We start from the raw sequence: 23,861 nt of genomic DNA, 5'->3' as shown, positions 1-23,861 counted from the left end.
CAGAGGTGTCCTCATTGCACCTGCCCGGTCCGCGCGTGATCATGCCGGGTGATCCGCATCTGCTGCGTGGCGGGCGGCGGGGACGCGGCGCACGGTCAGGGAGGTGCACTGCCAGTGCAGCTCGTCGGTGCCGGGGCCGGGCGGCAGATGGCCGTAGCCCCCGGCGGCGACGCTGATGCAGACGATCGGCCAGGCACGCCAGTGCGCGCCGACGCCCCGGTGGTCGGCGTAGAGCAGCCGGCCGTCGGCGTACCACTCGACGCTCCTGGTGCCGAAGACCACCCGCAGCGCGAACGGGCGGCCCGCGGTGACCGCGCCCTCGGCATAGTGGGCAGCCGGGCGGACGTGGTTGGTCAGTTCGAGCAGACCGGGGTGGGTCGGGTGGTATTCGAAGGCGTCGACCTCGCCGTGGCCGGGCTGCGGGCGCCCGCCGCCCCTGTCGCGGCCCCATGTCCACAGCGCGGGCCACGCGCCCTGGACGTCGTGGACGACGCAGGTCGCGGTCAGCTCGTCGTCCGGCAGCAGCTCGAAGCCGCCGGGGGCGTACTCGGTGGAGACCAGCGCGGTGTGCCAGTCACCGCCGCGGGCGCGGCGGGCGGTGAAGACGCCGTCGGCGGTGGGCCCGTAGGCCGGGCCGATCACGTCGAGCTTGTTGTCGTCGGGATTCCGCCCGTCCTCGGGATAGGCGGAGGTGCGGCCGACCGCCCAGGCGGTGCGGTCGGTGAAGGGGGCGTCGAAGACCACAGCGGCGGTGGGGCGGTCAGGCATACGGGCTCCCTGCTGACGGCCGGAATGACCCCATTCAATCCGGTTCGACCGTCCTGCCGTAAGCGGCGTGCGGAAGCGCGGTGCCGGCGCGCACAGCCCGGCGCACGCCCCCTTCGCGGGACGCCGCCGGGCCGGCCGGGCGGGGCGCGGGTCAGCGGCCGCCCTCGATGCGCCGGGAGCGCTGGTCCACCCCGGGGACTCCGTACGGGTAGTCCGCGGCACCCGGGTCGCTGGCCCGGTCCAGCCGGGCGGTCTGCTCGGCGGTCAGCCGCAGGCCGGCGGAGCCGAGATTGTCGTCGAGCTGCTCGACGGTGCGGGCGCCGAGGATGACGGAGGTGACCGCCGGGCGGTCGAGCAGCCAGGCCAGCGCGACCTGCGCCATCGTGGCGCCGGTCTCCTCCGCGACCGCCTGGACCTCGTCCACCACGGCCCAGGTGCGCGCCACGGCGGCCCGCCGGTCGTACGCCTCCACGCCGCGGTCGGGGTTCTCGCCGAGGCGGGTGGCGCCGGTGGGCCGCGCGTCGCGGCGGTACTTGCCGGTGAGCCAGCCGCCGCCGAGGGGGCTCCAGGGCAGCAGGCCCAGGCCCTCGGACTCGCACGCCGGGGTGATCTCCCACTCGATCTCCCGGCTGAGCAGGCTGTACTGCGGCTGCAGGGTGACCGGGCGGGCCAGGCCGCGGAAGTCGGCGGTGTCGACGGCCTTCTGGAGCTGCCAGCCGGTGTAGTTCGACAGGCCCACGTAGTGGATACGGCCCTGGCGGACCGCGTCGTCCAGGAAGCGCAGCGTCTCCTCGACCGGGGTCAGCGGGTCCCAGGAGTGCACCTGGTAGAGGTCGACCGAGTCCACGCCGAGCCGGCGCAGCGAGGCGGTCAGGGCGCGGTCGAGGTGCCGCCGGGACAGGCCGGCGTCGTTGGGGCCGGGGCCCATCGGGAAGCGGCCTTTGGTGGCGATCACCACCTGGTCGGTGATGTCGGCCGGGCGGTCGGCGAGCCAGCGGCCGACGATCTCCTCCGAGCGGCCCGCGCTGTAGACGTCGGCGGTGTCGATGAAGGTGCCGCCGGCCTCCACGAAGCGGTCGAGCTGGGCGAAGGCGGTCTTCTCGTCCGACTCGGCACCGAAGGTCATGGTGCCGAGGCACAGGGCGGAGACAGCGCATCCGCTGCGGCCGAGGTTGCGGTACTCCACGGTGATGCTCCTTCTGAGGCGGCCCGTCCGGTGGCCGTACGGCCACCACCGGACCATGCTGGCCCGGATCGCGGTGAACCGTCCAATAGAAGAAAGCGGATGGATTCATCGACTAGATTTCTCAATCATGGAACTGCGGCAACTCGAGTACTTCGTCGCCGTCGCCGAGGAGCGGCACTTCACGCGGGCGGCCCAGCGGATGGTGGTGTCCCAGTCGGGGCTGTCGGCGTCGGTACGCGCCCTGGAGCGCGAGTTGGGCGCCGCGCTGTTCACCCGGACCACTCGCAGCGTCGAACTGACCGGCGCCGGGCGGGCGCTGCTGGCCGAGGCGACCCGCACGCTGGCCGCGGCCCGGGCGGCGGGCGACGCGGTCGCCGCGGTGCAGGGGCTGCTGCGCGGCAGCCTGGCGGTGGGCACCGAGCAGTGCGTCAACGTCGACGTGGGCGCGCTGCTGGCCCGCTTCCGTGCCGAGCACGGCAACGTGGAGATCAGGCTGCGGCAGGCCGGGTCCGCGGTGATGGCGCAGGACGTCGCCGACGGGCGGCTCGACCTCGCCTTCATCACGCTGCCGGGGCCGCCGCCGGACGGGGTACGGCTGCTGCCGCTGACCAGCGAGCCGATGGTGCTGCTGTGCGGCCCCGAGCACCGGCTGGCGGGCGCGCCGTTCGTGGAGTGGAGGCAGTTGGCGGACGAGACGTTCGTGGACTGGCACCAGGACTGGGGTGCCAGGCGGCTGACCGACCGCGCCTTCGCGGCGAGCGGCACGCCCCGCCGGGTCGGCGTCGAGGTCTACGACGTGCACACGCTGATCGACATGGTGCGGCACGGGCTCGGCATCGCGGTGGTACCGCAGCCGATCTCCCGCAAGGAGCAGGCGGCGCCGCTCGCGGTGGTCCCCCTGAAGGGCCAGGAGGACCAGGCCTGGGAGGTCTCGGTCGCTCTCCCCTCCGACGGCCGGCACAGCCCGGCCGCCCGCGAGCTGCTGTCCTACCTCGAACTCTGAGCCGCGCCCGGCCGCGGCGGAGGTCCGCCCGCTCCCGGACCGCTCCCGTCACCGGGGAGATCCGGCCGCCTCGTCGCCGGGGAGGCGCGACGGCGCCGGCCGGCTCAGGCCATGCCGAGTTCGTACGAGCTCTGGACCCACTCGCAGAGGTCCTTGAGGTCGGCCGTCACCTCGTCCCAGGACTTCATCACCGCACCGAAGGTCCGGATCTCGAAGGGCACCATCACCGCCTCCTCCTCCACATGGGGGGATATCTGGCGCATGCCGCCGAAGACGCTCTGCTGCGGGATGGACACCTCACCGGTGAATGCCGCCTTGGTGTAGTCGAGCAGGACGACGGGATCGCCGTCGATTTTGCGGAAGGCGGTGTCGTAGAACGTCCGCTGCCGCTGGCCCCGGCCCTTCTCGTGGTACTCGTCGGCGAGCATGGTGGTGAGCGCGTCGTGGTTGTTGCGCAGGGCGGTCTGCACCACGGGGTCCAGGCGGGCGTGGACCTCGGCGAGCGGCGCGCGGCTGAGCACCACGGTCCTGTTCTTGATGCCCGCGTCGGCACCGCCGCTCTCGAGCTCGTCGGCGTGGTCGGCGAACGCGGTCACCTGCATGTACAGCAGCTGGAGATAGCCGAGCACCTCTCGGCGGTGCCTGGCCTTCGCGCTGAGGAAACCGTCCGCCCCCTTCGCCGGTGCCGCGGGGCCCCGGGGCACGAACGCGTCGGCGGCGTTCTCGGCGAAGCTGTGCGCCTGGTGCAGCCGGTGCCGGGCGTCGGGCAGGTAGGCGCCCTCGCGCGACGGGACGGCCGGGCGCAACCGGTCGAAGAAGGTCGCCATGCCGGCGAGCGGCACGCCCACCGAGTAGTGGACGAAGAGACCGTCGCCGTTGCCGGCGGTCCCTGCCACTTCCCTGTACCCGTTGTTCGGTGCGAACCGGGCGCCCTTGCCTGCGGGCAGCGTCTGGAGGAGCCCGCCGGCCGAGCCGCTCAGCGTTCCCTCCTTGGCGTGGTAGAAGGCGTCCCGGACCGTCCGGATCCGCTGGAGGGTGTCCAGAAGCGCCGCGGGACCGCTCGTGTGACCGTCGCCGACGACGGACCAGGGCTTGGTGACGAACTCCAGGTTGGAGTACTTCGTCCGGTTCGGCAGGCTCCGGGTGTCCGAGACCACCCGGAAGAAGGGCTTCCCCGTGGGGCCGTCCGGGTGCCGGGCGGTGGTCTCCGCCAGTTTGGTGTCCCCGCTGATCTTCTTCCCCGCCGCGTCGGTGACGGGAAGGCTGATCTCGATCTCGTACCCGATCATGCATGGCTCCTTCGCCTGCGCCGTCCGGGCCGCCACCGCCGGGCACCGGGCCTCGCCGCCGGTCCCCCGCCCCCGCGATGCTGCGGCGGCTGCCTCGGCCACCATCGTGATACGTCCGGATATACAGCGGATAAGCGCCACGTCAGCGCCCCTCGTCGACGGGCGGGAAGAGCGGCTCCGCCCCGTCGGCGCGGCCGGACCGTCCGTCAGGTGTCGGCCATCTCGGCCCAGATGGTCTTGCCCCGGCCCGCTCGCCGGACTCCCCAGCGCTGGGTGAGCCGCGCGGTGATGAACAGGCCCCGGCCGTTCTCGTCGGTTTCCAGCGCGCGGCGGAGCTGCGGGGCGGTACTGCTGTCGTCGGTCACCTCGCAGGTGAGCGTGCCGTCGCGGAGGAGTCTGAGGTGGATCGGACCGGTGGCGTAGCGTACGGCGTTGGTCACCAGCTCGCTGACGACGAGGACGGCGCTGTCGGCCAGTTCCCCGATGCCCCAGTCGGCGAGTTGGCGAGAGGCCAGCTCGCGGGCGCGGGAGACCGCCTCGGGGGTGTGGGGAAGGGTCCACGCGTTCGTCTGCTCGGCACTGAGCGCGCGCGTACGGGCCGCCAGCAGGTAGACGTCGCGGTCCGGCTGCTCGGGGGCCATCTGCTCGACGGCGGCGTCGCAGGCGCTCTGGAAGGTCGTGTGCGGGCTGGTCAGCATCCGCTGCAGGCGCCCGGTCCGGTCCGCGTCCAGCGGCAGTGCCGCGTTGTGCAGCACCAGGACGCTGCCCTCGGGCAGTTCCTGCTCGGTGACCTCGTAGTGCGCCATGCCGTGCCCCAAGGGCGGCCCCACCGGGACGTGGAGCGTCTCGTGGCCGCCGTCGGCGTGCAGGAGGGCGGGGGCCGGGTGCCCGGCGCTGGCTGCCGCGCAAAGCCGCGTCACCGGGTCGTAGACGATGTACAGGCAGGTCGCCGCAGCCCAGGTGTCCGAGGCGCCGCCGAGCTCCTTCGACATGGCGGGGCGCGGGCGGCTGGACAGGCCGTGCAGCCGTTCGAGGATCTCGTCAGGGGTGAGGCCGAGATCGGAGAGGGCTTCGCTCGCGGCACGGAGCTCGCTGGTGAAGGCCAGGGCGTCGTCGGCGGGAAGGACGGCGTCACCCGCCACCAGTGCGACGCGGGCACCCGCCAGCGGGATGACGTCGAACCAGCCGCCGCCCGCGCCGGCCGGCAGATAGCTGTGGGCCAGGTCCAGCGCGGCCACCTCGGCCGTCTTCGGTTCGCGCAGGTCACGCTGCACGATCCTCGCGACCGAGCGCTCACGTCCGTAGAGCCGGGCGTTGTCCAGGCACAGGGCAGCGCATCCGGTCAGCTGCTCGACGAGCGCCAGGTCCTCGCGGTCGAAGGCCCTCGGGTCGCGCCACCGGTAGAACGACGCGAGTCCGAGGACGACGCCACGCGCCCGGAGCGGTGCGATGATCATGGAGTGGACGCCCGCCTCGCGAATGCGGGCGTACCTGCGGTCGCTGGGCGACGCGAGCCACGGCGCATCCGGCCGGACCTCGCGGAAAAGACGGGGCGCGAGGGTGGCCAGCACGTCACGGTGGGGCGTGTCGGAGCGGTAGAGGGTGATCTCGCCGACCGCCGGCACTCCTTGGTCGCTGTGGGCGGACCGGAAGCCGGCCCTGCGCAGTTCGGCGGTCCCGTCCATTGCCGCCGGCGTGGGAGCCTGCCCCCGGATGACGGAGTCGAAGATGTCGACGGCCACGGTGTCGGCGAGCCTCTCCCCCGCCAGGTCGCAGAATTCGGCCGCGGTGCGGAACATGTCGAGGGTCGTTCCCACGCGCACGGCGGCCTCGTTCAGCAGCCGCAGCCCTTCTTCGGCGCGGACCCGCCGGGTGATGTCCGTCACGGAGATCGCGACTCCGAGCACCGAGCCGGAAGCGTCGTCGCGGAGGCGGAAGACGGCCAGCGACCCGACCGCCTCGATCGGGGAGTCCGACCGGGTCCGCGCCCGGATCCGCAGGTCCAGGACCGGCCGTCCGCTCTCCAGCACGCCCGCCACGGCCCGCTCGACGGCTGCTGAGTCCCTGACGTCGAACGACCGCAGCACCTCGCCCAGGCCGCAGCCGAGATACTGGTCGACGGGGAAGTCCCGGATCCGCCGTGCCGCGGTGTTGACGCGCACCAGCCGGAGTTCGGGGTCGAAGAGCTGGAGCCCCGCAGGGGACTGGGAGAAGACGGCGTCGATGACCGCGTCGTTCAGGCTCTCCCGGCCTGACGCCGGCTTCGAAGGCCTGTTGGGCACGGCAGCAGACCTCTCGCCAGAAGGACACTGCGGCGGACACCACCATCCAAGCCCCGTCCGCGGCTTGCGGCCACCGCAGTGGTACGACCGGGTGATGGCGCGCGCCGCCGGGCCGCCGCGGCACGGCTGCGCGCCCCCGCCCTTGCCGGTGCCCGGCCGTACCGCCGGGTCGCCGGTCGGGGGCGGAAGATCGCGCTGCGCCGGGACGTTGCGTCGTGGTGTGAGGATCGGTGAGGCCGCCAGAGCCAGCGCAGTGAGTGCGAGATCGTTGCGGCACTACGAGGACGAGGGCCTGATCGTCCCCGGCCGGTGCGGCAACGGCTTCCGCGACTACTGCCCGTCCACCCTCGACCGGGTGCTCGTCATCCGCTCGCTGCTGGAGTCCGGGCTGCCCGTACGGCTGATCAGGCAAGTGCTGCCGCGCGGCGGTGACGGGGCCGGTGCCGGCGGGGACGCGGTGTGCGCGGATTTCCTGCACGAGGTGCAGAGCCACCGTGACCGGCTCGACGCTCGGATCGCTGTTCTCAGCGGTCAGCGGGCCGCGCTCGACGCCTACCTGCGCGAGGCCCGCCGCACGGGCCGATGACCGCCGCTTGACCTTGACACAAGTGGGAGGCTCCTACGTTCCCCCCATGGAGATCGACGAGCGGCAATCCGCTGAGCAGACGCAGACGGTACTGGCACTGGTGCAGCGGTCACACCGCGGGCCGGGTGACCTGGCCCTCACGGCCGATCAGCCCCGCCCCGCCGCGGGGCCCGGCGACTACCTGATCCGCGTGGGCGCCGCGGGGGTCAACTTCGCCGACGCCATGCAGGCGCGGGGGACTTACGGAGGCGGTCCGCGGGCGCCTTACGTGGCGGGCTTCGAAGCAGCCGGCGAGATCGTGGGAGTCGGCCCGGGCGTCGCGAGCCCGCTCCCACCCGGCACCCATGTCGTCGGCACCGGGCCGGGCGCCTTCGCGCAGTACATGACGATGCCGGCCACGGGTGCCCTCCCCGTCCCTGCCGGCTGGAGCGACGCCGAGGCTCTCGGCATGGTGCTGAACTGGGCCACCGCCTTGGCGGCGCTGAAACCGCTGGGCCAGGTCAGGGCCGGTGAGACGGTGCTGGTCCATGCCGCGGCCGGCGGCGTGGGGCAGGCCGCGGTCCGCCTCGCCCGCCACTACGGTGCGCGGGTGATCGCGACGGCCTCGCCGGCCAAGCACGACACCGTCAGGGCGCTCGGCCCCGTAGAGGTCCTGGACAGCCGGCGCCCCGATCTGGCCGCGGAGATCACCCGCCTGACCGGCGGGGTCGACCTGGTCCTGGAATCGGTGGGACAGGCCACGTTCGAGGTCAGCCTGGCTGTCACCCGACCCTTCACCGGACGGGTGGTCGTCTTCGGCGCCGCTTCCGGCGACGCCGCCGTGACCACGCACGACCTGGTCTTCACCCATCGGGCCCAGATCAAGGGCCTGCACATCGGTGCGCTGGCGGCCGAGGCCCCGTCGCTCTACCTGCCGCTGATCGCCGAGATCGGCGCCCTCGTCGCCCGGGGCGTGTACCCGCCCGGCACCCCCCACGTGCACCCGCTGGCCCAGGGGCCGGCAGTGCTGCGGGAGCTCGAAGCCGGCCGGAGCCGGGGCAAGCACGCTCTCGATCCCTGGCGGTAGGGGCGCCTGTGTCACCCGGCGTACTGCTCCGCTGTCCTGCGCCGCGACCGGCCGGGTGTCGGCGGTTGCCAAAGAGGGGGTGTGACGCGAGCGACCGGGGGTAGACGCGCGGCGAGCAGCCGACACTCGAAGGGTGATGACGTGACCGTATCCGCTCAGCCCGCAGGAATCTCCACCGCACCGGCCCCGTCCCCCTCGCCGACCGCTCCCGGTGCCGCACACGTCGGCGAGCTGCCGTGGATCGAGGATGCCGGCAAGGTCGCTCCGCGGGACGCGCGGTCGCTGTCGAAGGTGTTCTTCGACCGCCTGCAGGACCTGGAAGAGGGCACCGCCGAGTACGCGTACGCGCGGAACACCCTGATCGAGATGAACATGTCGCTGGTCCATTTCAGCGCCCGGCGCTTCCGGGGCCGTGGCCCCGAGGAGTGGGACGACATCCTCCAGGTCGGCACGATCGGGCTGATCAAGGCCATCGACCGGTTCGAGCTGTCGCGCGAGGTGGAGTTCACCACCTTCGCCGTGCCGTACATCGTCGGCGAGATGAAGCGCTTCTTCCGCGACACCACCTGGGCCGTCCACGTCCCCCGCAGGCTCCAGGAGCTGCGGGTGGAGCTGGCGAAGGCCCGCGACCACCTCACCGCCGTCCTGGACTCCCCGCCCAGCGTCGCGGAGCTGGCCGCCTATCTCGAACTCAGCCAGGAGGAGGTCATCGAGGGCCTGGTCGCCTCCAACGGCTACACGGCCGGCAGCATCGACCTGCCCACCACCGACTCCGAGGACGCCGGCTCCGACACCGGCCGCTCCTACGCCGAGACCCTCGGCGCGTGCGACCCCGCCATGGAGCTCATCGAGGACTTCCAGTCCCTCGCCCCCCTGCTCGGCAAGCTCGACGAACGCGAACGCACCCTTCTCCGGCTCCGCTTCGGCCAGGAGATGACCCAGGCCGAGATCGGCGAGCAGCTCGGCTACTCCCAGATGCACGTCTCCCGTCTCCTCACCCGCACCCTCACCAAGCTCCGCGCCGGACTGCTCACGGACCGCTGATTCCCGGACCGCCGGGCGGGCGCGGGGGGCCGCCGCCCGGGCCGATCGGCATCGGGGAGGCGCCCGGGTGAGGTGGTCGGGGAATGCGGAGCCGCGTCGATGCGGCCATCCTGGGACGGCGGGGACGAAGCTGCCGCCGGATCCGTTCGGCGGCTTCCCCGGAACGATCCGTGACCGAGCTGTCCTGGAGGCGGCGATGGAGATGAGCCGGCTCGGCCTGGTCGTGCACGGCGGGCGCCCGGAGGCCGCGGACGCGGCGGGTGCGGTGCGGGCGTGGTGCGCGGAGCACGCGGTGCGGTGCACGGACATCGACGTGTGGCAGGACGGCGACCGGCGCAGCCCGGAGGAGGAGGTCGCGGCGGCGGGGAATCCCGACCTCATAGTCACCCTGGGCGGCGACGGGACCTTCCTGCGGGGCGCCCGGCTGGCCGTGGAGGGCGATGTCCCCGTCCTGGGCGTCGATCTGGGGCGGGTGGGGTTCCTCACCGAGGTGCCGGTCTGCGACGTGCGGGCCGCGCTGGACTCGGTGCGCGAGGACCGGCTCAGGATCGACACCCGCATGCTGCTCGCCCTGCGCGCCTCCCGACGTCTCGAAGTGCCCGCGGAGCTGGAGGCATGGGTGGGCCGCGGCCGGGGGCCGCTGCCGCCGCCGCCGCGGGTGCGCCCCGACTGCCGGGTCGACGAGGAGTGGGGCATCCCGCTCGACGTCACCGCGCTCAACGACGTCGTCCTGGAGAAGCTAACCCGGGACCGCCAGGTGTCCGTCGGCGTCTACGTCAGCGGCAGGCTCCTGGCCTCCTACTCGGCCGACGCGCTGCTGGTGGCGACACCGACCGGTTCGACCGCGTACAGCTTCGCCGCCGGCGGGCCGGTGGTCTCGCCGCGCGCCGAGGTTCTCGTCTTCACCCCCGTGGCCCCGCACATGGCGTTCGACCGGTCGGTGGTCGCGGCCCCCGACGAACCGGTCGGCATGCGCATCCTGGAGCGTTCGGGGCCGGCCGCGGTCAGCATCGACGGCCAGGTCCGGGGTGTCCTGGAGCCCGGGGACTGGATCGGTGTCTACCGGGCCCCGCGCCGGCTGCGCGCCGTACGGCTGGGACCTATGGACTTCTACGGCCGCCTGCGGGAGCGGATGAACCTGACCGACGCGCCCGCCGCGGTCGCCGACGGCACCCCGGCGCCCCTGTGGTCGCTGACGACACCGGCGCCCGACGACCTCGCCCACCTGGCCATGCTCGCGGCGCCGGACGCCCAGTCCCCGCTGATGTAGCCGGGCGCGGATCGCGGGAAGCGCACTTTTGCCTCAGAGGCAAAATCTTTGCCTCTGAGGCATGCCCTGCTGTTCCATGGAGTCATGGCAGCCATCGATCACCAGCCGCCCGCGGCCCCCGACGACGACCTCGTCCTGGCCCCGCGGCTGCGGGACCTGCGGCAGGCCGCCGGGCTGACGCTGGAGAGCGCGGCGAGCCGGGCCGGACTGTCCGCGGCGCATCTGTCGCGGCTGGAGTCCGGGCTGCGCCAGCCCTCGCTCCCGGTGCTGCTCGGGCTCGCCCGGATGTACGGGACCACGGTCTCCGACCTGCTCGGTGAGACCGCGGGCGAACCCGATCCCATCGTACGCGGCGCCGACGCGGCCCCGGTGCCGGCCGGCGGCTGGACGTACTGGCGGGCCGGTGGCAACGGTCGGGCCATGCAGGCGCTCCGGCTGCACATCCCGGCCGGGGCGCAGCGCGCGCTGGTGCGGGTGCACCCGGGCGAGGAGTGGCTGTACGTCACCGGCGGCACGCTCGACCTGACGCTCGGCGAACGCACCCACACCCTCGCCCCCGGCGACTCCGCCCACTTCGACTCGCTGGTCCCGCACCGGCTGGCCGCCGCCGGCGGCGCCGGGGCCGACGTGCTGTTCGTGCACACGCTCATGCAGAGCGAGACGTCCGCGCTGTGCGTCGGCGCACCGTCCGCCCGCACCACCGCCGCGCTCCCCGCGGCGCACCGCACCGCCACCGCAGGAGGAGACCGGTCATGACCACGCAAGCCACCCCGCACGAGGCCGCCCCCAAGCCCGTCCGGGTCGTCGTCCCCACCACCAACGGCAGCGAGAAGCGCAAGCAGCGCGGGGTGGTCATCCGGGTGCTGGTCTACGTGGTGGTCGCCCACCTGCTCGCCGCCTACCTCTACTTCCTCTTCGACATCGCCGCCAAACACTGACCGTCCCGCCGGGTCGGCCCGCGCCGCCGGCGTGATCGAATGGGCCGCATCGCGCGGCCCCGGCCGGACCGCACCGCTCGCACGGCTCAGTGGAAGGTGACCCGATGGCGCTCCCCGACGACGCGTGGCAGACTGAACTCCTGCCGGGGCTCGAATCGCTGTACAAGGATCTGCACCGGCATCCCGAGCTGTCCGGCCACGAGCACCGCACCGCAGCGAAGGCCGCGCGGGCGCTGGCCGACGCCGGGTACGAGGTGACCGAGGGCGTCGGCGGCACCGGCGTGGTCGGGGTGCTGCGCAACGGCGGTGGTCCGGTGGTGATGCTGCGCGCCGACATGGACGCGCTGCCGGTCCGCGAGGCGACCGGGCTGCCGTACGCGTCCGAGGTCTACGCGACCGGTCCCGACGGGGAGAGCGTGCCGGTCGCGCACGCCTGCGGGCACGACATGCACGTGGCGGCGCTTGCGGGGGCGGCGGCGCTGCTCGCGCGGCTGCGGGCGCACTGGTCGGGCACCGTGCTCGCGGTCTTCCAGCCGGCCGAGGAGCTGGTCGCCGGCGCGCGCGGGATGGTCGAGGACGGGCTCTTCGAGCGCTTCCCGCGGCCGGACATCGTGCTCGGCCAGCACGTCGGCCCGCTGCCGGCCGGCATGATCGGGCACCGCGAGGGTCCGGTGATGGCCGCCGCCGACATGGCCGACGTCGAGCTGTTCGGGCGCGGCGGCCACGGTTCGCGCCCCGAGGCGACGGTCGACCCGGTGCTGCTCGCCGCGTCGGTCGTGGTGCGCCTGCAGGGCGTCGTGGCGCGCGAGGTGCCGGCGGCGGAGACCGCGGTGGTGACGGTGGGCCGCCTGCAGGCCGGGACGAAGGAGAACATCATCCCGGACACCGCGCGGCTGGGCATCAGCGTGCGCTCGTACACCCCGCAGGTGCGCCGGCTGGTCGTCGACGCGGTCGAGCGGATCATCAACGGCGAGGCGGTGGTGAGCGGTTCGCCCAGGCCGCCGGTGATCGCGTGGCAGGCCGCGGCGCCGGTCCTGGTCAACGACGTGGCCGCGACCCGGGCGGTACTGGCCGATCTGACCGCGCACTTCGGGCAGGAACGGCTGATGCCGCTGCCGCCGATCGCGGCGAGCGAGGACGTCGGCGTGTTCGGGGAGGCGGCCGGCGTCCCGACGGTCTTCTGGTTCTGGGGCGGGCCGGACGCCGAGGTGGTGACGACCGCCTTCCTGGAGGGCCGCCACGACCAACTGCCGAGCAACCACTCCCCCGAGTTCGCCCCGGTCGTCCAGCCCACCCTGACCACCGGTGTGGAGGCCCTCACCGTCGCGGCCCTCGGCAGGCTCGGCGGCTGACGGCCCTCTCAGCGGGCGTTGCCCGCGCCGAGCCAGGCGAGGTAGTCGGCGACGGCGCGGGCGGTGTCGTACGCGGGGGCGTAACCGGTGTCCTGGCGCAGGCGGGTGATGTCCAGCCAGACGTCGGCGGGGGCCTGCGAGGCGCGGCCCGGGGGGAGGTCGATCCTCATCGCGGGCGCGAGGGCCGCGGTGATGTCGGCGTTGGTGGTGAGACGGCCGGAGGCGACGTTGTACGTGCGGTGGTTCAGCCGCGGCGCCTGATGGAGCAGGGCCAGGGCCCGGCCGCAGTCCTTGGCGTAGATCAGGTCGGTGCCGTGGTCGGCGTGCGCGGGGACGTACAGCGCCGACAGGTCGGGGGCGGCGCGGCGGGCGGCGGCGTGGACGAGCTGGGGGGCGGCGAAAAAGACCGACGCCGGGCGGCCGAGCGGGCCCCAGACGGCGGATATGCGGGCGTTGACCAGGTCGACGCCGGTGGCGGCGGCGAGGTGGTCGGTGAGCAGCTCACCGATCTTCTTGAACGCCGGGATGACGTGGCCGGTCGTCATCGGCAGCGGCAGGTCCTCCTTCAGCGGGCCGGCGCCGGTTTCCGCTCCCGCGTAGACCCCGATGGTGCTGGCGGTGACGACCCGCGCGACCTTCAGGTCCGCCGCCGCCCGCACGACGTTGAGCAGGCTGTCGAGTGCCGCCCGGGCGGCCTCCACCGGGTCTCCGGGGCCGGGCGGCCAGGGCACGGATCCGGCGAGGTGGACGATACCGGTGACCTGGTGCCGGTCGCCGATCGCGCGGAGCCGGTCGCGGTCGGCGAGGTCGGCCTGCTCGACGAAGAGCCGGCTGCCGTGCTCGGCGGCGAGGGCCGCGGGCAGGGCGCCGGCCTGACGCCGCTGGACGAGCACGCAGGACTCGCCGAGGTCGAGCAGCGCGCGTGCGGTGTGCGTCCCGATGAAGCCCAGGCCGCCGGTGATGAGGATCATGCGAGGTGCTCCGTTGCGGGATGTCGGCCGTCGACGCACCAAGTGCGTCGTTGGACCTGATCGTCAGTCGAGAAGAACGTCAGTGCTACTGACGTTCACGCTAACGGTAGAATTCCCCGATGTCCAACACCGCACCCGAGCTGAACGGCCGGCTCGGCCACCTCCTGAAGCACGCGCAGCTGCGGCTCGCCGAGCTGAGCGCCGAGGCGCTCGCGCCGTTCGGCGTCAGCGGGCGCGAACTGGCGGTGCTGCTCGTGCTCGCCGGGCAGGAGGCGGCCTCGCAGCAACAGGTGGCCGGCCGGCTCGGCGTGGACCGGACGACGATGGTCGCCTTCCTCGACGCCCTGGAGGGCAGGGATCTGGTGGCCCGCCGCCCGGACCCGGGCGACCGCCGCCGCAATGTCGTGGTGCTGACGGCGAAGGGCGCCGACACCCTCCGGCGGGCGACCGAGGCGAGCGACGCGGCGGAGCGACGCTTCCTGGCCCCGCTCAGCGCGGCCGACGCGGAACGGTTCCGCGCCACCCTCCAGGCCGTGGCCCTGCACGACGACGCCTCCGCCTGACGGGCGCGTGACGCATCAGGGCGTGGTGCGGACACAGGCTGGGCCGCAGCACGAGCTGCTCGCCGCTGACGTCCATCGGCGGGAACATGTCGTCGCTGTAGTGCGACCAGTGTCCCGACACCTCGTACAGCTCCCGCTTGCCCAGCACGGGCGAGTACACGTGCCGGTAGCCGGCTCTGCGCTCCTCTTCCCGGATGTACTCCTCCAGGGTGTGCCGGACGGCCGCGCCGTCGGGCAGCCAGTACGGCAGCCCGGCGCCGATCAGCGGGTCGGTGTCGAACAGCGAGAGTTCGCGGCCGAGCTTGCGGTGGTCGTACACGGTGGTCTCCTCGCGGACGGGCGGGGCGGGTGACCACACGGCGAAGCCCCGGGGCACTCGCCCCGGGGCTTCGCTCACGGACATCGGTCAGCGCGCCGCGACGTACTCCGGCGTCGTCGTCCGTCCGTAGCGCTTCATGCCGCCGAGGTTAGCAGGGCCCGCGGTTCGGGGCCCCGCGATTCGACGCCCCGCCACTATGACGAAGCCCACGTCCCCGCCAGGCACCACCCGGACGCCCCGTCAGCGGTGCACAGCGGGACGCGCGGGTGGTTTTCGGGCAACCGGCCGGGGCGGAGCGCGGACCGGGCCGCTTCGGGAGGCGCACGCCTTTGCGAACTGCGGCTACCTTCCCGGTAGTCATTGCCTCATTCGAGGTGGTTCGCCGACCAGAGAGGACCCATGATGAGTCAGGCAGGGCAACGAGTGGGCGTCGTGGCCGAGTCACGGGCCGGGGAGACACGGGTGGCGGCCACCGCGCTCACGGTGGCCCAACTGCGTGACCTGGGCTATCAGGTGGTGGTCGAGTCCGGTGCGGGGCTCGGGGCAAGCCTGGACGACGAGGCCTACCGTGCAGCGGGCGCGGACATCGGGAGCCGTACGGAAGTGTGGGGCGCCGACGTCGTCCTCGCGGTCGACGCGCCCTCCGCGGAGGAGATCGCGCTGCTGGCGGACGGCTCGACGCTGATCTCGCTGCTGGGCCCCGCGCAGAATCCCGACCTGCTCGACGCGCTCGCGCGGCGGCCGGTCACCGCGCTGGCGATGGACGCGGTGCCGCGGATCTCCCGCGCCCAGTCGCTCGACGTGCTCAGCTCGATGGCCAACATCGCCGGCTACCGGGCGGTGGTGGAGGCCGCGCACGCCTTCGGGCGGTTCTTCACCGGCCAGGTCACCGCGGCGGGCAAGGTGCCGCCGGCGAAAGTGCTGGTCGCGGGCGCCGGGGTGGCCGGCCTCGCGGCGATCGGCGCGGCCGGCAGCCTCGGGGCGATCGTGCGGGCGACGGACCCGCGCCCGGAGGTGGCCGACCAGGTCCGGTCGCTGGGCGGGGAGTTCCTGTCGGTGGAATCGGCCGAGGCGGAGGTGAGCGCGACCGGCTACGCCAAGGAGATGTCGGACGACTACAACACCCTCGCGGCGGCGCTGTACGCGCGGCAGGCCCCCGAGGTGGACATCGTCATCACCACCGCCCTGATCCCCGGCAGGCCCGCCCCGCTGCTGATCACCGAGGAGATGGTGGCAAGCATGCGGCCGGGCAGCGTGATCGTGGACATGGCCGCGGCGCAGGGGGGCAACGTGGCCGGCACGGTCGCCGGCGAGGTCGTGGTCACCGCCAACCAGGTGACGATCATCGGCTACACCGACCTGGCGTCCCGGCTGCCCGCGCAGGCCTCCCAGCTGTACGGCACCAACCTGGTCAATCTGCTGAAGCTGCTGACCCCGGGCAAGGACGGGCAGTTGGTGCTGGACTTCGACGACGTGGTGCAGCGCTCGGTGACGGTGGTGCGGGACGGCGCGATAACCTGGCCGCCTCCGCCTGTCCAGGTGTCCGCGGCGCCGGCGGCCCGGGCGGCCGTCCCCGCCGCGCCCGCCGCGGCGCCGCGCAAGGCGGCGTCGCCGGGCCGTACGTACGCGCTGGTGGGGCTGGGCGCGGCGGTGCTGTTCCTGGTGACGGCCTTCGCGCCCGAGCAGTTGATCGGCAACCTGACGGTCTTCGTCCTGGCGATCGTCATCGGCTACTACGTCATCGGCCATGTTCACCACGCCCTGCACACCCCGCTGATGTCGGTGACCAACGCGATCTCCGGGATCATCGTGGTCGGCGCGCTGCTGCAGATCGGGCACGCGCACACCACCGTGACGGTGCTGTCCTTCGTGGCGGTGCTGCTGGCGTCCATCAACATCTTCGGCGGCTTCGCCGTGACCCGGCGCATGCTCAGCATGTTCGCGAAGGACTGACGGCCATGACTGCATCGACTGCCGCACAGGCGGCCTACGTTGTCGCCGCCCTGCTGTTCATCCTCAGCCTCGCCGGGCTGTCCCGGCACGAGACGTCACGCTCCGGGGTGGCGTACGGCATCGGCGGTATGGCCATCGCGCTGGTCGCGACCGTCGGCCTGGCCTCCCGCAGCATCGCGGCGACCGGCATCGGGCTGCTGGCGCTGGCCATGGTGCTCGGCGCCGGCATCGGGCTGTGGCGGGCCCGCCGGGTGGAGATGACCGGCATGCCGGAACTCATCGCGATACTCCACAGCTTCGTCGGCCTGGCCGCGGTCCTGGTCGGCTGGGACGGCTACCTCGACGTCGAGGCCAAGGGCGCCGCGCAGCACGAGATCGCCTCCGACCTGCTGCGCATCCACCATGCCGAGGTCTTCATCGGTGTCTTCATCGGAGCGGTGACCTTCACCGGTTCGATCATCGCCTTCCTCAAACTGTCGGCGCGGATCAAGTCGAGCCCGCTGATGCTCCCGGCCCGCAACGCCATCAACCTCGGCGGTCTGGCCGCCTTCGTGGGGCTGACCGTGGCCTTCGTCGTGTCGCCGCACCTGTGGCTGCTGATCGCGGTGACCGCGGTGGCGCTCGCGCTCGGCCTGCATCTGGTGGCGTCGATCGGCGGCGGCGACATGCCAGTGGTCGTCTCGATGCTGAACAGCTACTCGGGATGGGCGGCGGCCGCGTCGGGCTTCCTGCTCGACAACAACCTGCTGATCGTGACCGGCGCGCTGGTCGGCTCCTCGGGTGCGTACCTGTCGTACATCATGTGCACCGCGATGAACCGGTCGTTCCTCTCGGTGATCGCCGGCGGCTTCGGCGTCGAGACCGGCCCGGCCGACACGACGGAGTACGGCGACCACCGGGAGATCAACGCCGAGGACACCGCGAAGCTGCTGCGGGACGCCACCTCGGTCGTCATCACCCCCGGCTACGGCATGGCGGTGGCGCAGGCGCAGTATCCGGTGGCGGACCTGACCCGCAAGCTGCGCGAGCGCGGGGTGGAGGTGCGGTTCGGCATCCACCCGGTCGCGGGACGGCTGCCCGGCCACATGAACGTGCTGCTGGCCGAGGCGAAGGTGCCGTACGACATCGTCCTGGAGATGGACGAGATCAACGACGACCTCGCCGCGACCACGGTGGTGCTGGTCATCGGGGCGAACGACACGGTCAACCCGGCCGCGATCGACGACCCCGGCAGCCCGATCGCGGGCATGCCGGTGCTGCGGGTGTGGGAGGCCGAGAGCGTCATCGTCTTCAAGCGGTCGATGAACCCCGGTTACGCCGGGGTGCAGAACCCGCTGTTCTTCCGGGAGAACAGCCAGATGCTGTTCGGTGACGCCAAGGACCGGGTGGAGGACATCCTGCGGGCCCTGTGAGCCGGTGCACGGCGGGGCGGCGGCCTCCGCCGCCGCCCCGTCGTCACCGCAGGCTGTCCCGGGCGGCGCCGGGCGTCTCCTGACGCTGTGCCACGAAGACGAACTCCTTCCCCGGCCGGTCCGGCGCGTCGCGCACGTCCCGTACGGCGAAGCCCTGCGCCGCGAGGTCCGCCTCGACCTCCGCCCGTTCGCGGAAGCGCAGGGTCGACTCGGAGGTCAGCGTCTGCCCGTCGCCGAAGACGTACGTCGTGCGGAAGGTCACCAGGGGCAGGTCGACCTCGATCAGGTCGTGCCAGATGCGGACCTCGCCGGCGCCGGGGATGCGCGTGGTCCGGTAGGAGGCGGCGCGGTTCCAGGTCTCCCAGGCCCCCCTTGCCGGATCACGGGTCTCGAACACCAGGTGGCCGCCGGGTCGCAGCGCCCGGTGGGCGCCGCCGAGGGTCCGCTGCCAGGCGTCGGGGGCGACGACGGCTTGCGCGGCGTTGCCGGTCATGGTGGCCAGGTCGGCCCGCAGCGGCGGCAGCGCGCCGGCGTCGCCGTGGATCCAGCGCACGCGGTCGGCGCCCGGCTTGGCCCGGGCCACGTCGATCGACGCGCGGGCGGGGTCCACGCCGACGACGTCGATCCCGCGGTCGGCGAGCAGCAGGGCAAGGACGCCGGTGCCGCAGCCGATGTCCAGCACCTGCTCGGCGCCGACTTCCGCCGCCAGGGCCAGGTAGAGGTCCAGGTCGCCGCGGTCGGCGTCGAGTGCGTCGTAGATCGCGGCCAGTCGCGGGTCACCGAACAGCTCGTCCGTCATGGCCGCGAACCTACCGCGGGCCCGTCACTCCCCCGTATCGATTTCCGGTGGGGAGTCCGGCTCGGGGGCGCTGTCGACCGCGCGGGGGCCGGTCGGCGGTTCGAGCGGCGGCAGGGGGGTTTCGCGGTCGGCGGCCGCGGGGTGCTGCTGGTCGGCGACGAATCGGGTGACCGCTCTGGCGCTCTCGAGCAGCTGGGCCGGGAAGACGATGGTGCTGTTCTTCTCGGCGGCGATCTCCGCCAGGATCTGCAGATTGCGCAGCTGGAGGGCGATCGGGTGGTCGGCGATGACGTCGGCGGCCTCGGCGAGGCGCCCGGCGCTCAGGGCCTCGCCCTCCGCCGCGATGATCTTCGCGCGCTTCTCCCGCTCGGCTTCCGCCTGGCGGGCCATCGCCCGCTGCATGCTGGTGGGCAGCTCGATGTCCTTGAGCTCGACCAGGAAGACCTGCACGCCCCACTGCTGGGTGATGCTGTCCAGGATCTCGCGGATCGCGAGATTGAGCGTCTGGGTGTCGGTGAGCACCTGGTCGAGCAGCGAGCGGCCGACGATGTTGCGGACCGTGGTCTGGGCGATCTGGCCGACCGCCTGGGCGACGTTCTCGATCTCCACGATGGCCTTGATCGCGTCCACCCGGCGGAAGTACGCCACCGCGGCCACGCCGATCGACACGTTGTCCTGGGTGATCACCTGCTGCGAGGGGACGGGCATGGTGACCGTGCGCAGGCTCACCTTCCACATCCGGTCGGAGAACGGGATCATGAAGTGGAAGCCCGGCTTGCGTATCCCGCGCAGCCGCCCGAGCCGGAACACCACCCCGCGCTCGTACTGCCGCACTATGGCGACTCCCATGTTCGGCATGGCCTGCGCCTCCCGGTATCGGCTTCCTTCCAGCATCCCTCGCGATCGCCCCGACCGCGCGCACGGCCGGTTCCGCACCGGCCGGTGCGCGCGCTCGGGTGCGGGTCTCAGAGCGAGGCGAGGGCGAGGACCAGGGCCAGTGCCCCGCCGGCGAGCAGCGCGCCCGGCACGGGGGTGCCCTTGACGTCCCCGGCGCGCAGGTGGGTGGCCAGGGCGCCGGTGAAGTACGCGACGACGCCGGCCGCGGCGGCGACGCCCAGCGGGCGGTAGGCGACACCCGCGGCGAGTCCGAGGCCGGCGGCGACCTCCAGCAGGGCCAGTCGCGGTATCCAGGCCTCGGGGACGCCGAGCCCGACGACACCGCCGACGACCTTCTCGTCGTGGATGAGTTTCGCCCGCCCCGAGGCGATCAGGACCACTGCGAGCAGGACGCCGACGACGACATAGCTGATGAACATGGATCTCCTTGCGGTGCGGGAGCACAGGCGGGGGCGCCGGAGGCGGCAGGGGGCGCCGCGGAGGGTTACGCCTCCCGCGCTGGTTACGCCTTGTGTGCTGGTTACTTCTTGTTCGCAGCCGCATTCTGCGCGAAGCTGCACCCATGGCAGAAGACGGCACTTTTCGCAGCGCAACGCACACCGGTGTGCGCGACCACGATCCGCACGGCCAGGACTGCCGGGTGCGCGAGGTCCTGGACCGGGTCGCGGACAAGTGGAGCCTGCTGGTGATGGCACTGCTGGCCGCGGGGCCGCGGCGCTATTCGGAGCTGCGACGCGGCATCGACGGGATCTCGCAGCGGATGCTGACCCTGACGCTGCGCAACCTGGTGCGGGACGGGCTGGTCACCCGCACGGTCACGCCGACGACCCCGCCGCGCGTCGACTACGAGCTGACCGAGGTGGGGCACGGCCTGGGGTCGGAGGTCAGCGCGCTGGTGCGGTGGGCCGAGGGGCACCTGGACTACATCGCGGCGGCCAGGGCGCGCTACGACGCCGAGCAGCCGTAGGGCCTGTCCGGGTCGGCGTCGGGGGCCTCCACCCGGATCACCAGTGCCGCGATGTCGTCGTCGAGGCCGCCGCCGCTGTAGCGCAGCAACTGGTCGTGCAGCAGGTCGAGCAGCCGGCGCGGCGGGACCGCTTCCTGCCGGCGCAGCCAGGTCTGCAGCGGGAAGAAGGCGCCGGTGCGGTTGCGGGTCTCGGTGACACCGTCGGTGTAGAGCAGCAGTTGGTCGCCGGGGGCCAGCGGCACCGTGTCGACGGTGTAGCCGCCGCCGAGCAGTCCCGCCATGTTCAGCGGCGGCGAGGCCGCGGTCGGCTCCAGCGCGCGGACGTGCGCGCCCCGCATCAGTATCGGCGCCGGGTGGCCGCAGTTGACCACTCCCGCCTCGCCGCCGCCGTGCGGGATCTGGGCGAGCAGGGCGGTGGCGAACCGCTCGGCGGACTCCTCGGTCGGGAAGGAGTCGCCGTAGCGGACCAGGCTGGTGTCCAGCCGGCGGGCGAGCGCGGCGAGGTCGGGCTCGTCGTAGGCGGCCTCGCGGAAGCAGTTGACGACCGCGCCGGCCACTCCGACCGCGGACAGGCCCTTGCCGCGGACGTCGCCGATCAGCAGCCGGACGCCGTACGGGGTGTCGACCGCCTCGTAGAGGTCGCCGCCGATCCTGGCCTGGGCGGCGGCGGCCACGTACAGCGTCTCGATGGCCATCCCGCCGATCCGCCGCGGGACCGGTCGCAGGACCACCGACTGGGCGGCGTCGGCGACCGAGCGGACCTGGAGCAGGGCGCGTTCGCGCTGCAGCCGGATGTGGCTGGCGTAGCCGGCCGCCGCGGTGACGGCGGCGATGGCGGCGCCGGTGAAGTAGGCGGCCGACCCGTGGTAGATGAGTTCGACGGCGACGACCACGACGAGGGCCAGCACCCCGAGGCCCACGGTCGCGCCGACCGACCACATCGACGCGGCGAGCGCGGGTGCGGCGGGCAGCAGCCGGCTGATGGCGACGTCCCTGGGCGTGGCGATGGCCGCCACGCCGATCACCGCCGTCAGCAGGATCGGCGCCACCCCGGCGCGGCCCGTCCGGCCGGGGGCCGGGCGGCGGCGCCTGAGCTGCTCGGTCGTCGTCACATCGCCGAGCGTATCGGGGCGAACCGGAAATTCGGCGCTGCCGCCGACGCGGGACGCTGCCGCGCTGTCCGGTGATGATCCAACTCCCGGCGCCCGCGGATCGTTCCCGCCTGCGCTGTGACAATCGCCCGCCCGGTCGGGCATTCCCGGCGTGGCGCCCGGTGGGCGATACTCCGGTCTCCGCAACGAGAGGAACCGATCATCCATGGCCTCACGGACCATCAACGCCGCGGCTGCCGGCAGCTGGCAGCTCGGCGATCTGACGGTGCACCGTATCGGCTTCGGCGCCATGCGCCTGACAGGAAGCGCCGCCTTCGACCTCGGCGTGCCCAGTGACCGCGAGCGGGTGCTCGGGGTGCTGCGGCAGGCGGTCGACCTGGGCGTCAACCACATCGACACCGCCGCCTTCTACTTCTCCTCGCTGCGCTCGGCGAACGAGCTGATCGGCCGGGCGCTGGCGCCGTATCCCGACGACCTGGTGATCGCCACCAAGGTCGGCCCCGGCCGCGACCCGTCGGGCCAGTGGCTGCCGCTGGCCAGGCCCGACCAGTTGCGCGGCCAGGTCGAGGAGAACCTGCGGCAACTCGGCCGCGACCATCTGGACCTGGTCAACCTGCGGGTCCTGCCGTCGGTGGCGCTCGCCGAGCACTTCGGCGCGCTGGCGGAGCTGCAGGCGGCGGGGCTGATACGCCATCTGGGCGTCTCCAACGTCACCAGCGCTCAGCTCGCCGACGCGCGGGCGGTGGCGCCGGTGGTGTGCGTGCAGAACCTGTTCGGCCTCGACGACCGGCAGCGCAGCGCGGACCTGCTGCGGGAGTGCGGTGAACTGGGCATCGCCTTCGTGCCGTTCTACTCCATCGCGGGCAAGGGCCGGGAGGTCGGCGCGACCGGTGACAGCAGCGAGCAGATCGCGGCGGTCGCCCGCGCGCACGGGGTGTCCGAGGCGCAGGTCAGGCTGGCCTGGACGCTCGGGCAGGGTCCGCACGTGCTGGCCATTCCGGGTACCGGCGACCCCGGCCACCTCGCCGAGAACATCGCCGCGGGCGCGCTGCGGCTGACCGAGGAGGACATGGCTCTGTTGAACGCTGCCTGACCCGCCCGGTCCGACAAGTCGTGAATGGACTCATCCGATCTCTTACCGTTGTTGCACCCTGCGCAATGACCTTGGATGTCCCGTGAATGCTGCACTTTGCGGACAATTCAACGATCTGGTCTGGACCCTTGACGGGATGTTTGCTTCAGCAGTTGAATCCCTGCGTACCTGAAACCGCGCTTCGGAAGTGCTCAGCGTGGTGCGTGTCATGGGACTGCGCGCACCTCCCCCCACCGCAAGTCAGCCCGAAATCGAGCGGACTCCACCGCGGCCGTGGCGCCATGTGCCGTCACGGCCGCCCGCGGGGCACTGAGTTCACCTGTTGAAGTTGAAGCTTGAAGCAGCAGGCTTCCGTGCGCTCAGTCCACCGTCGCGCCCGGCCGACCGCGCCGTGCGCCGCCGTTCGGAGACAGCCATGTCAGTTTCGCGTCGTACGTTCATCGGCACCGCAGCGGGCGGGGCCGCCGCCGCGGCCCTGGGCACACTGGGCATCGCCCGTACCGCTTCCGCCGCCAGCGGGCCGGGTGACGTGGTCGGCAAGGTCACCGTCGGATACCAGGGGTGGTTTGCGTGCATTGGTGATGGTGCGCCCATCAATGCGTGGTGGCATTGGAGTGCGAACGCCGGGCAGGCGCCGTCGCCGTCGAACACCACCATCGTGGCGTGGCCGGATGTGCGGGACTACGCGAAGACGTATCAGACGGGGTACGCGGCGCTGGGCAACGGGCAGCCGGCGAAGCTGTTCTCGTCCTACGACCAGCAGACGGTGGACACGCACTTCCTGTGGATGCAGCAGAACGGCATCGACACCGCCGCGCTGCAGCGTTTCAACCCCACCGGGGGCGAGGGCCCGACCCGGGACGCGATGGCGGCCAAGGTGCGCAGCGCCGCGGAGTCGCACGGGCGGAAGTTCTACATCATGTACGACGTCTCGGACTGGACGACGATGCAGTCGGACATCAAGACCGACTGGACGAACAAGATGAAGGCC

22 protein-coding genes and 2 pseudogenes are annotated in these 23,861 nt (G+C 72.8%); 14 read left to right on the top strand and 10 right to left on the bottom strand.

Annotated elements, in window-relative coordinates:
* Positions 1-39: 39 nt before the first annotated feature.
* Positions 40-768 carry a LamG domain-containing protein gene (locus BUE44_RS24640; protein ID WP_073501184.1) on the bottom strand — a complete coding sequence of 243 codons (729 nt, stop codon included), beginning with the start codon at positions 766-768 and terminating at the stop codon, positions 40-42.
* A gap of 151 nt (positions 769-919) precedes the next feature.
* Entirely contained in the window at positions 920-1,954 is a 1,035-nt protein-coding gene (locus BUE44_RS24635; protein WP_073501183.1) for an aldo/keto reductase, read from the bottom strand.
* A 127-nt stretch (positions 1,955-2,081) separates the two neighbouring features.
* Here BUE44_RS24635 and BUE44_RS24630 point away from each other — a divergent pair, with 127 nt between their 5' ends.
* Positions 2,082-2,957 (top strand): LysR family transcriptional regulator, encoded by an 876-nt coding sequence (locus BUE44_RS24630; RefSeq protein ID WP_073501182.1) that lies wholly within the window; start codon positions 2,082-2,084, stop codon positions 2,955-2,957.
* Positions 2,958-3,061: 104 nt separating this feature from the next.
* Here BUE44_RS24630 and BUE44_RS24625 read toward each other — a convergent pair whose 3' ends face one another.
* Positions 3,062-4,246 (bottom strand): hypothetical protein, encoded by a 1,185-nt coding sequence (locus tag BUE44_RS24625; RefSeq protein ID WP_073501181.1) that lies wholly within the window; start codon positions 4,244-4,246, stop codon positions 3,062-3,064.
* A gap of 206 nt (positions 4,247-4,452) precedes the next feature.
* Positions 4,453-6,528, bottom strand: a complete 2,076-nt coding sequence (locus BUE44_RS24620) for a SpoIIE family protein phosphatase (protein ID WP_073501180.1) — start codon at positions 6,526-6,528, stop codon at positions 4,453-4,455.
* Positions 6,529-6,748: 220 nt separating this feature from the next.
* On the opposite strand from BUE44_RS24620, the gene BUE44_RS24615 reads away from it, so the two are divergent.
* The 7 genes from BUE44_RS24615 to BUE44_RS24585 all read left to right on the top strand — a co-directional run bounded on the left by BUE44_RS24615 (position 6,749) and on the right by BUE44_RS24585 (position 12,784).
* Complete coding sequence (locus tag BUE44_RS24615) at positions 6,749-7,114, top strand: MerR family transcriptional regulator (RefSeq protein WP_073501179.1); 366 nt, start codon at positions 6,749-6,751, stop codon at positions 7,112-7,114.
* A 46-nt stretch (positions 7,115-7,160) separates the two neighbouring features.
* Positions 7,161-8,180, top strand: a complete 1,020-nt coding sequence (locus tag BUE44_RS24610) for an NADPH:quinone oxidoreductase family protein (protein ID WP_073501178.1) — start codon at positions 7,161-7,163, stop codon at positions 8,178-8,180.
* 141 nt (positions 8,181-8,321) lie between these two features.
* Positions 8,322-9,224: a SigB/SigF/SigG family RNA polymerase sigma factor gene (locus BUE44_RS24605; protein ID WP_079190045.1), complete on the top strand. Its 903-nt coding sequence runs from the start codon at positions 8,322-8,324 to the stop codon at positions 9,222-9,224.
* A gap of 196 nt (positions 9,225-9,420) precedes the next feature.
* Entirely contained in the window at positions 9,421-10,494 is a 1,074-nt protein-coding gene (locus BUE44_RS24600) for an NAD(+)/NADH kinase (RefSeq protein WP_073501177.1), read from the top strand.
* An 84-nt stretch (positions 10,495-10,578) separates the two neighbouring features.
* A complete protein-coding gene (locus BUE44_RS24595; RefSeq protein WP_073501176.1) occupies positions 10,579-11,250 on the top strand; it encodes a helix-turn-helix domain-containing protein in 672 nt (223 codons plus the stop codon).
* Complete coding sequence (locus BUE44_RS24590) at positions 11,247-11,432, top strand: DUF6126 family protein (protein WP_073501175.1); 186 nt, start codon at positions 11,247-11,249, stop codon at positions 11,430-11,432. The genes BUE44_RS24595 and BUE44_RS24590 overlap by 4 nt, the downstream gene beginning before the upstream one ends.
* A gap of 104 nt (positions 11,433-11,536) precedes the next feature.
* Entirely contained in the window at positions 11,537-12,784 is a 1,248-nt protein-coding gene (locus BUE44_RS24585) for an amidohydrolase (RefSeq protein WP_073501174.1), read from the top strand.
* 8 nt (positions 12,785-12,792) lie between these two features.
* Here BUE44_RS24585 and BUE44_RS24580 read toward each other — a convergent pair whose 3' ends face one another.
* On the bottom strand, positions 12,793-13,755 hold the full coding sequence (locus tag BUE44_RS24580) for an NAD-dependent epimerase/dehydratase family protein (RefSeq protein ID WP_073501173.1): 963 nt from the start codon (positions 13,753-13,755) through the stop codon (positions 12,793-12,795).
* A gap of 119 nt (positions 13,756-13,874) precedes the next feature.
* Between BUE44_RS24580 and BUE44_RS24575 the strand changes: the two genes are divergently transcribed.
* Positions 13,875-14,318: a MarR family winged helix-turn-helix transcriptional regulator gene (locus BUE44_RS24575; RefSeq protein WP_073501172.1), complete on the top strand. Its 444-nt coding sequence runs from the start codon at positions 13,875-13,877 to the stop codon at positions 14,316-14,318.
* Between the two features lie 13 nt (positions 14,319-14,331).
* Here BUE44_RS24575 and BUE44_RS24570 read toward each other — a convergent pair.
* Positions 14,332-14,637: pseudogene (locus BUE44_RS24570) on the bottom strand (threonine--tRNA ligase); the annotation flags it as partial.
* A 399-nt stretch (positions 14,638-15,036) separates the two neighbouring features.
* Here BUE44_RS24570 and BUE44_RS24565 point away from each other — a divergent pair.
* On the top strand, positions 15,037-16,590 hold the full coding sequence (locus tag BUE44_RS24565) for a Re/Si-specific NAD(P)(+) transhydrogenase subunit alpha (RefSeq protein ID WP_407640050.1): 1,554 nt from the start codon (positions 15,037-15,039) through the stop codon (positions 16,588-16,590).
* A gap of 5 nt (positions 16,591-16,595) precedes the next feature.
* On the top strand, positions 16,596-18,002 hold the full coding sequence (gene pntB, locus BUE44_RS24560; RefSeq protein ID WP_073501170.1) for a Re/Si-specific NAD(P)(+) transhydrogenase subunit beta: 1,407 nt from the start codon (positions 16,596-16,598) through the stop codon (positions 18,000-18,002).
* Between the two features lie 43 nt (positions 18,003-18,045).
* Here the strand turns inward: pntB and BUE44_RS24555 are convergent, their stop codons facing one another.
* The 3 genes from BUE44_RS24555 to BUE44_RS24545 form a co-directional block, all read right to left on the bottom strand.
* A complete protein-coding gene (locus BUE44_RS24555; RefSeq protein ID WP_073501169.1) occupies positions 18,046-18,801 on the bottom strand; it encodes a class I SAM-dependent methyltransferase in 756 nt (251 codons plus the stop codon).
* Positions 18,802-18,825: 24 nt separating this feature from the next.
* Positions 18,826-19,659 carry a slipin family protein gene (locus tag BUE44_RS24550; RefSeq protein WP_079190044.1) on the bottom strand — a complete coding sequence of 278 codons (834 nt, stop codon included), beginning with the start codon at positions 19,657-19,659 and terminating at the stop codon, positions 18,826-18,828.
* A gap of 107 nt (positions 19,660-19,766) precedes the next feature.
* On the bottom strand, positions 19,767-20,117 hold the full coding sequence (locus BUE44_RS24545) for a DoxX family protein (RefSeq protein ID WP_073501168.1): 351 nt from the start codon (positions 20,115-20,117) through the stop codon (positions 19,767-19,769).
* A 143-nt stretch (positions 20,118-20,260) separates the two neighbouring features.
* On the opposite strand from BUE44_RS24545, the gene BUE44_RS24540 reads away from it, so the two are divergent.
* Positions 20,261-20,665, top strand: coding sequence for a winged helix-turn-helix transcriptional regulator (locus BUE44_RS24540; RefSeq protein ID WP_073501167.1), 405 nt, complete (start codon positions 20,261-20,263; stop codon positions 20,663-20,665).
* Here the strand turns inward: BUE44_RS24540 and BUE44_RS24535 are convergent.
* Positions 20,644-21,777 carry a PP2C family protein-serine/threonine phosphatase gene (locus BUE44_RS24535; RefSeq protein ID WP_235002416.1) on the bottom strand — a complete coding sequence of 378 codons (1,134 nt, stop codon included), beginning with the start codon at positions 21,775-21,777 and terminating at the stop codon, positions 20,644-20,646. The two genes, BUE44_RS24540 and BUE44_RS24535, sit on opposite strands and share 22 nt — an antisense overlap.
* 205 nt (positions 21,778-21,982) lie before the next feature.
* Here BUE44_RS24535 and BUE44_RS24530 point away from each other — a divergent pair, with 205 nt between their 5' ends.
* Both BUE44_RS24530 and BUE44_RS24525 read left to right on the top strand, forming a co-directional pair.
* Positions 21,983-22,870, top strand: coding sequence for an aldo/keto reductase (locus BUE44_RS24530; protein WP_073501166.1), 888 nt, complete (start codon positions 21,983-21,985; stop codon positions 22,868-22,870).
* A 415-nt stretch (positions 22,871-23,285) separates the two neighbouring features.
* Positions 23,286-23,861, top strand: a pseudogene (locus BUE44_RS24525) (discoidin domain-containing protein); the annotation flags it as partial.

Origin of the sequence: Actinacidiphila paucisporea, from assembly GCF_900142575.1 — a bacterium.
Lineage (GTDB): Bacteria > Actinomycetota > Actinomycetes > Streptomycetales > Streptomycetaceae > Actinacidiphila > Actinacidiphila paucisporea.
This window is presented reverse-complemented; position numbering and strand designations above follow the sequence as displayed.

Coding starts and splice junctions, on each gene's coding strand:
- BUE44_RS24640 (WP_073501184.1), bottom strand. CDS start 768: ATGCCTGACCGCCCCACCGCCGCTGTGGTCTTCGACGCCCCCTTCACC.
- BUE44_RS24630 (WP_073501182.1), top strand. CDS start 2,082: ATGGAACTGCGGCAACTCGAGTACTTCGTCGCCGTCGCCGAGGAGCGG.
- BUE44_RS24625 (WP_073501181.1), bottom strand. CDS start 4,246: ATGATCGGGTACGAGATCGAGATCAGCCTTCCCGTCACCGACGCGGCG.
- BUE44_RS24610 (WP_073501178.1), top strand. CDS start 7,161: ATGGAGATCGACGAGCGGCAATCCGCTGAGCAGACGCAGACGGTACTG.
- BUE44_RS24600 (WP_073501177.1), top strand. CDS start 9,421: ATGGAGATGAGCCGGCTCGGCCTGGTCGTGCACGGCGGGCGCCCGGAG.
- BUE44_RS24595 (WP_073501176.1), top strand. CDS start 10,579: ATGGCAGCCATCGATCACCAGCCGCCCGCGGCCCCCGACGACGACCTC.
- BUE44_RS24590 (WP_073501175.1), top strand. CDS start 11,247: ATGACCACGCAAGCCACCCCGCACGAGGCCGCCCCCAAGCCCGTCCGG.
- BUE44_RS24585 (WP_073501174.1), top strand. CDS start 11,537: ATGGCGCTCCCCGACGACGCGTGGCAGACTGAACTCCTGCCGGGGCTC.
- BUE44_RS24580 (WP_073501173.1), bottom strand. CDS start 13,755: ATGATCCTCATCACCGGCGGCCTGGGCTTCATCGGGACGCACACCGCA.
- BUE44_RS24575 (WP_073501172.1), top strand. CDS start 13,875: ATGTCCAACACCGCACCCGAGCTGAACGGCCGGCTCGGCCACCTCCTG.
- BUE44_RS24565 (WP_407640050.1), top strand. CDS start 15,037: ATGATGAGTCAGGCAGGGCAACGAGTGGGCGTCGTGGCCGAGTCACGG.
- pntB (WP_073501170.1), top strand. CDS start 16,596: ATGACTGCATCGACTGCCGCACAGGCGGCCTACGTTGTCGCCGCCCTG.
- BUE44_RS24555 (WP_073501169.1), bottom strand. CDS start 18,801: ATGACGGACGAGCTGTTCGGTGACCCGCGACTGGCCGCGATCTACGAC.
- BUE44_RS24550 (WP_079190044.1), bottom strand. CDS start 19,659: ATGCCGAACATGGGAGTCGCCATAGTGCGGCAGTACGAGCGCGGGGTG.
- BUE44_RS24545 (WP_073501168.1), bottom strand. CDS start 20,117: ATGTTCATCAGCTATGTCGTCGTCGGCGTCCTGCTCGCAGTGGTCCTG.
- BUE44_RS24540 (WP_073501167.1), top strand. CDS start 20,261: ATGGCAGAAGACGGCACTTTTCGCAGCGCAACGCACACCGGTGTGCGC.
- BUE44_RS24530 (WP_073501166.1), top strand. CDS start 21,983: ATGGCCTCACGGACCATCAACGCCGCGGCTGCCGGCAGCTGGCAGCTC.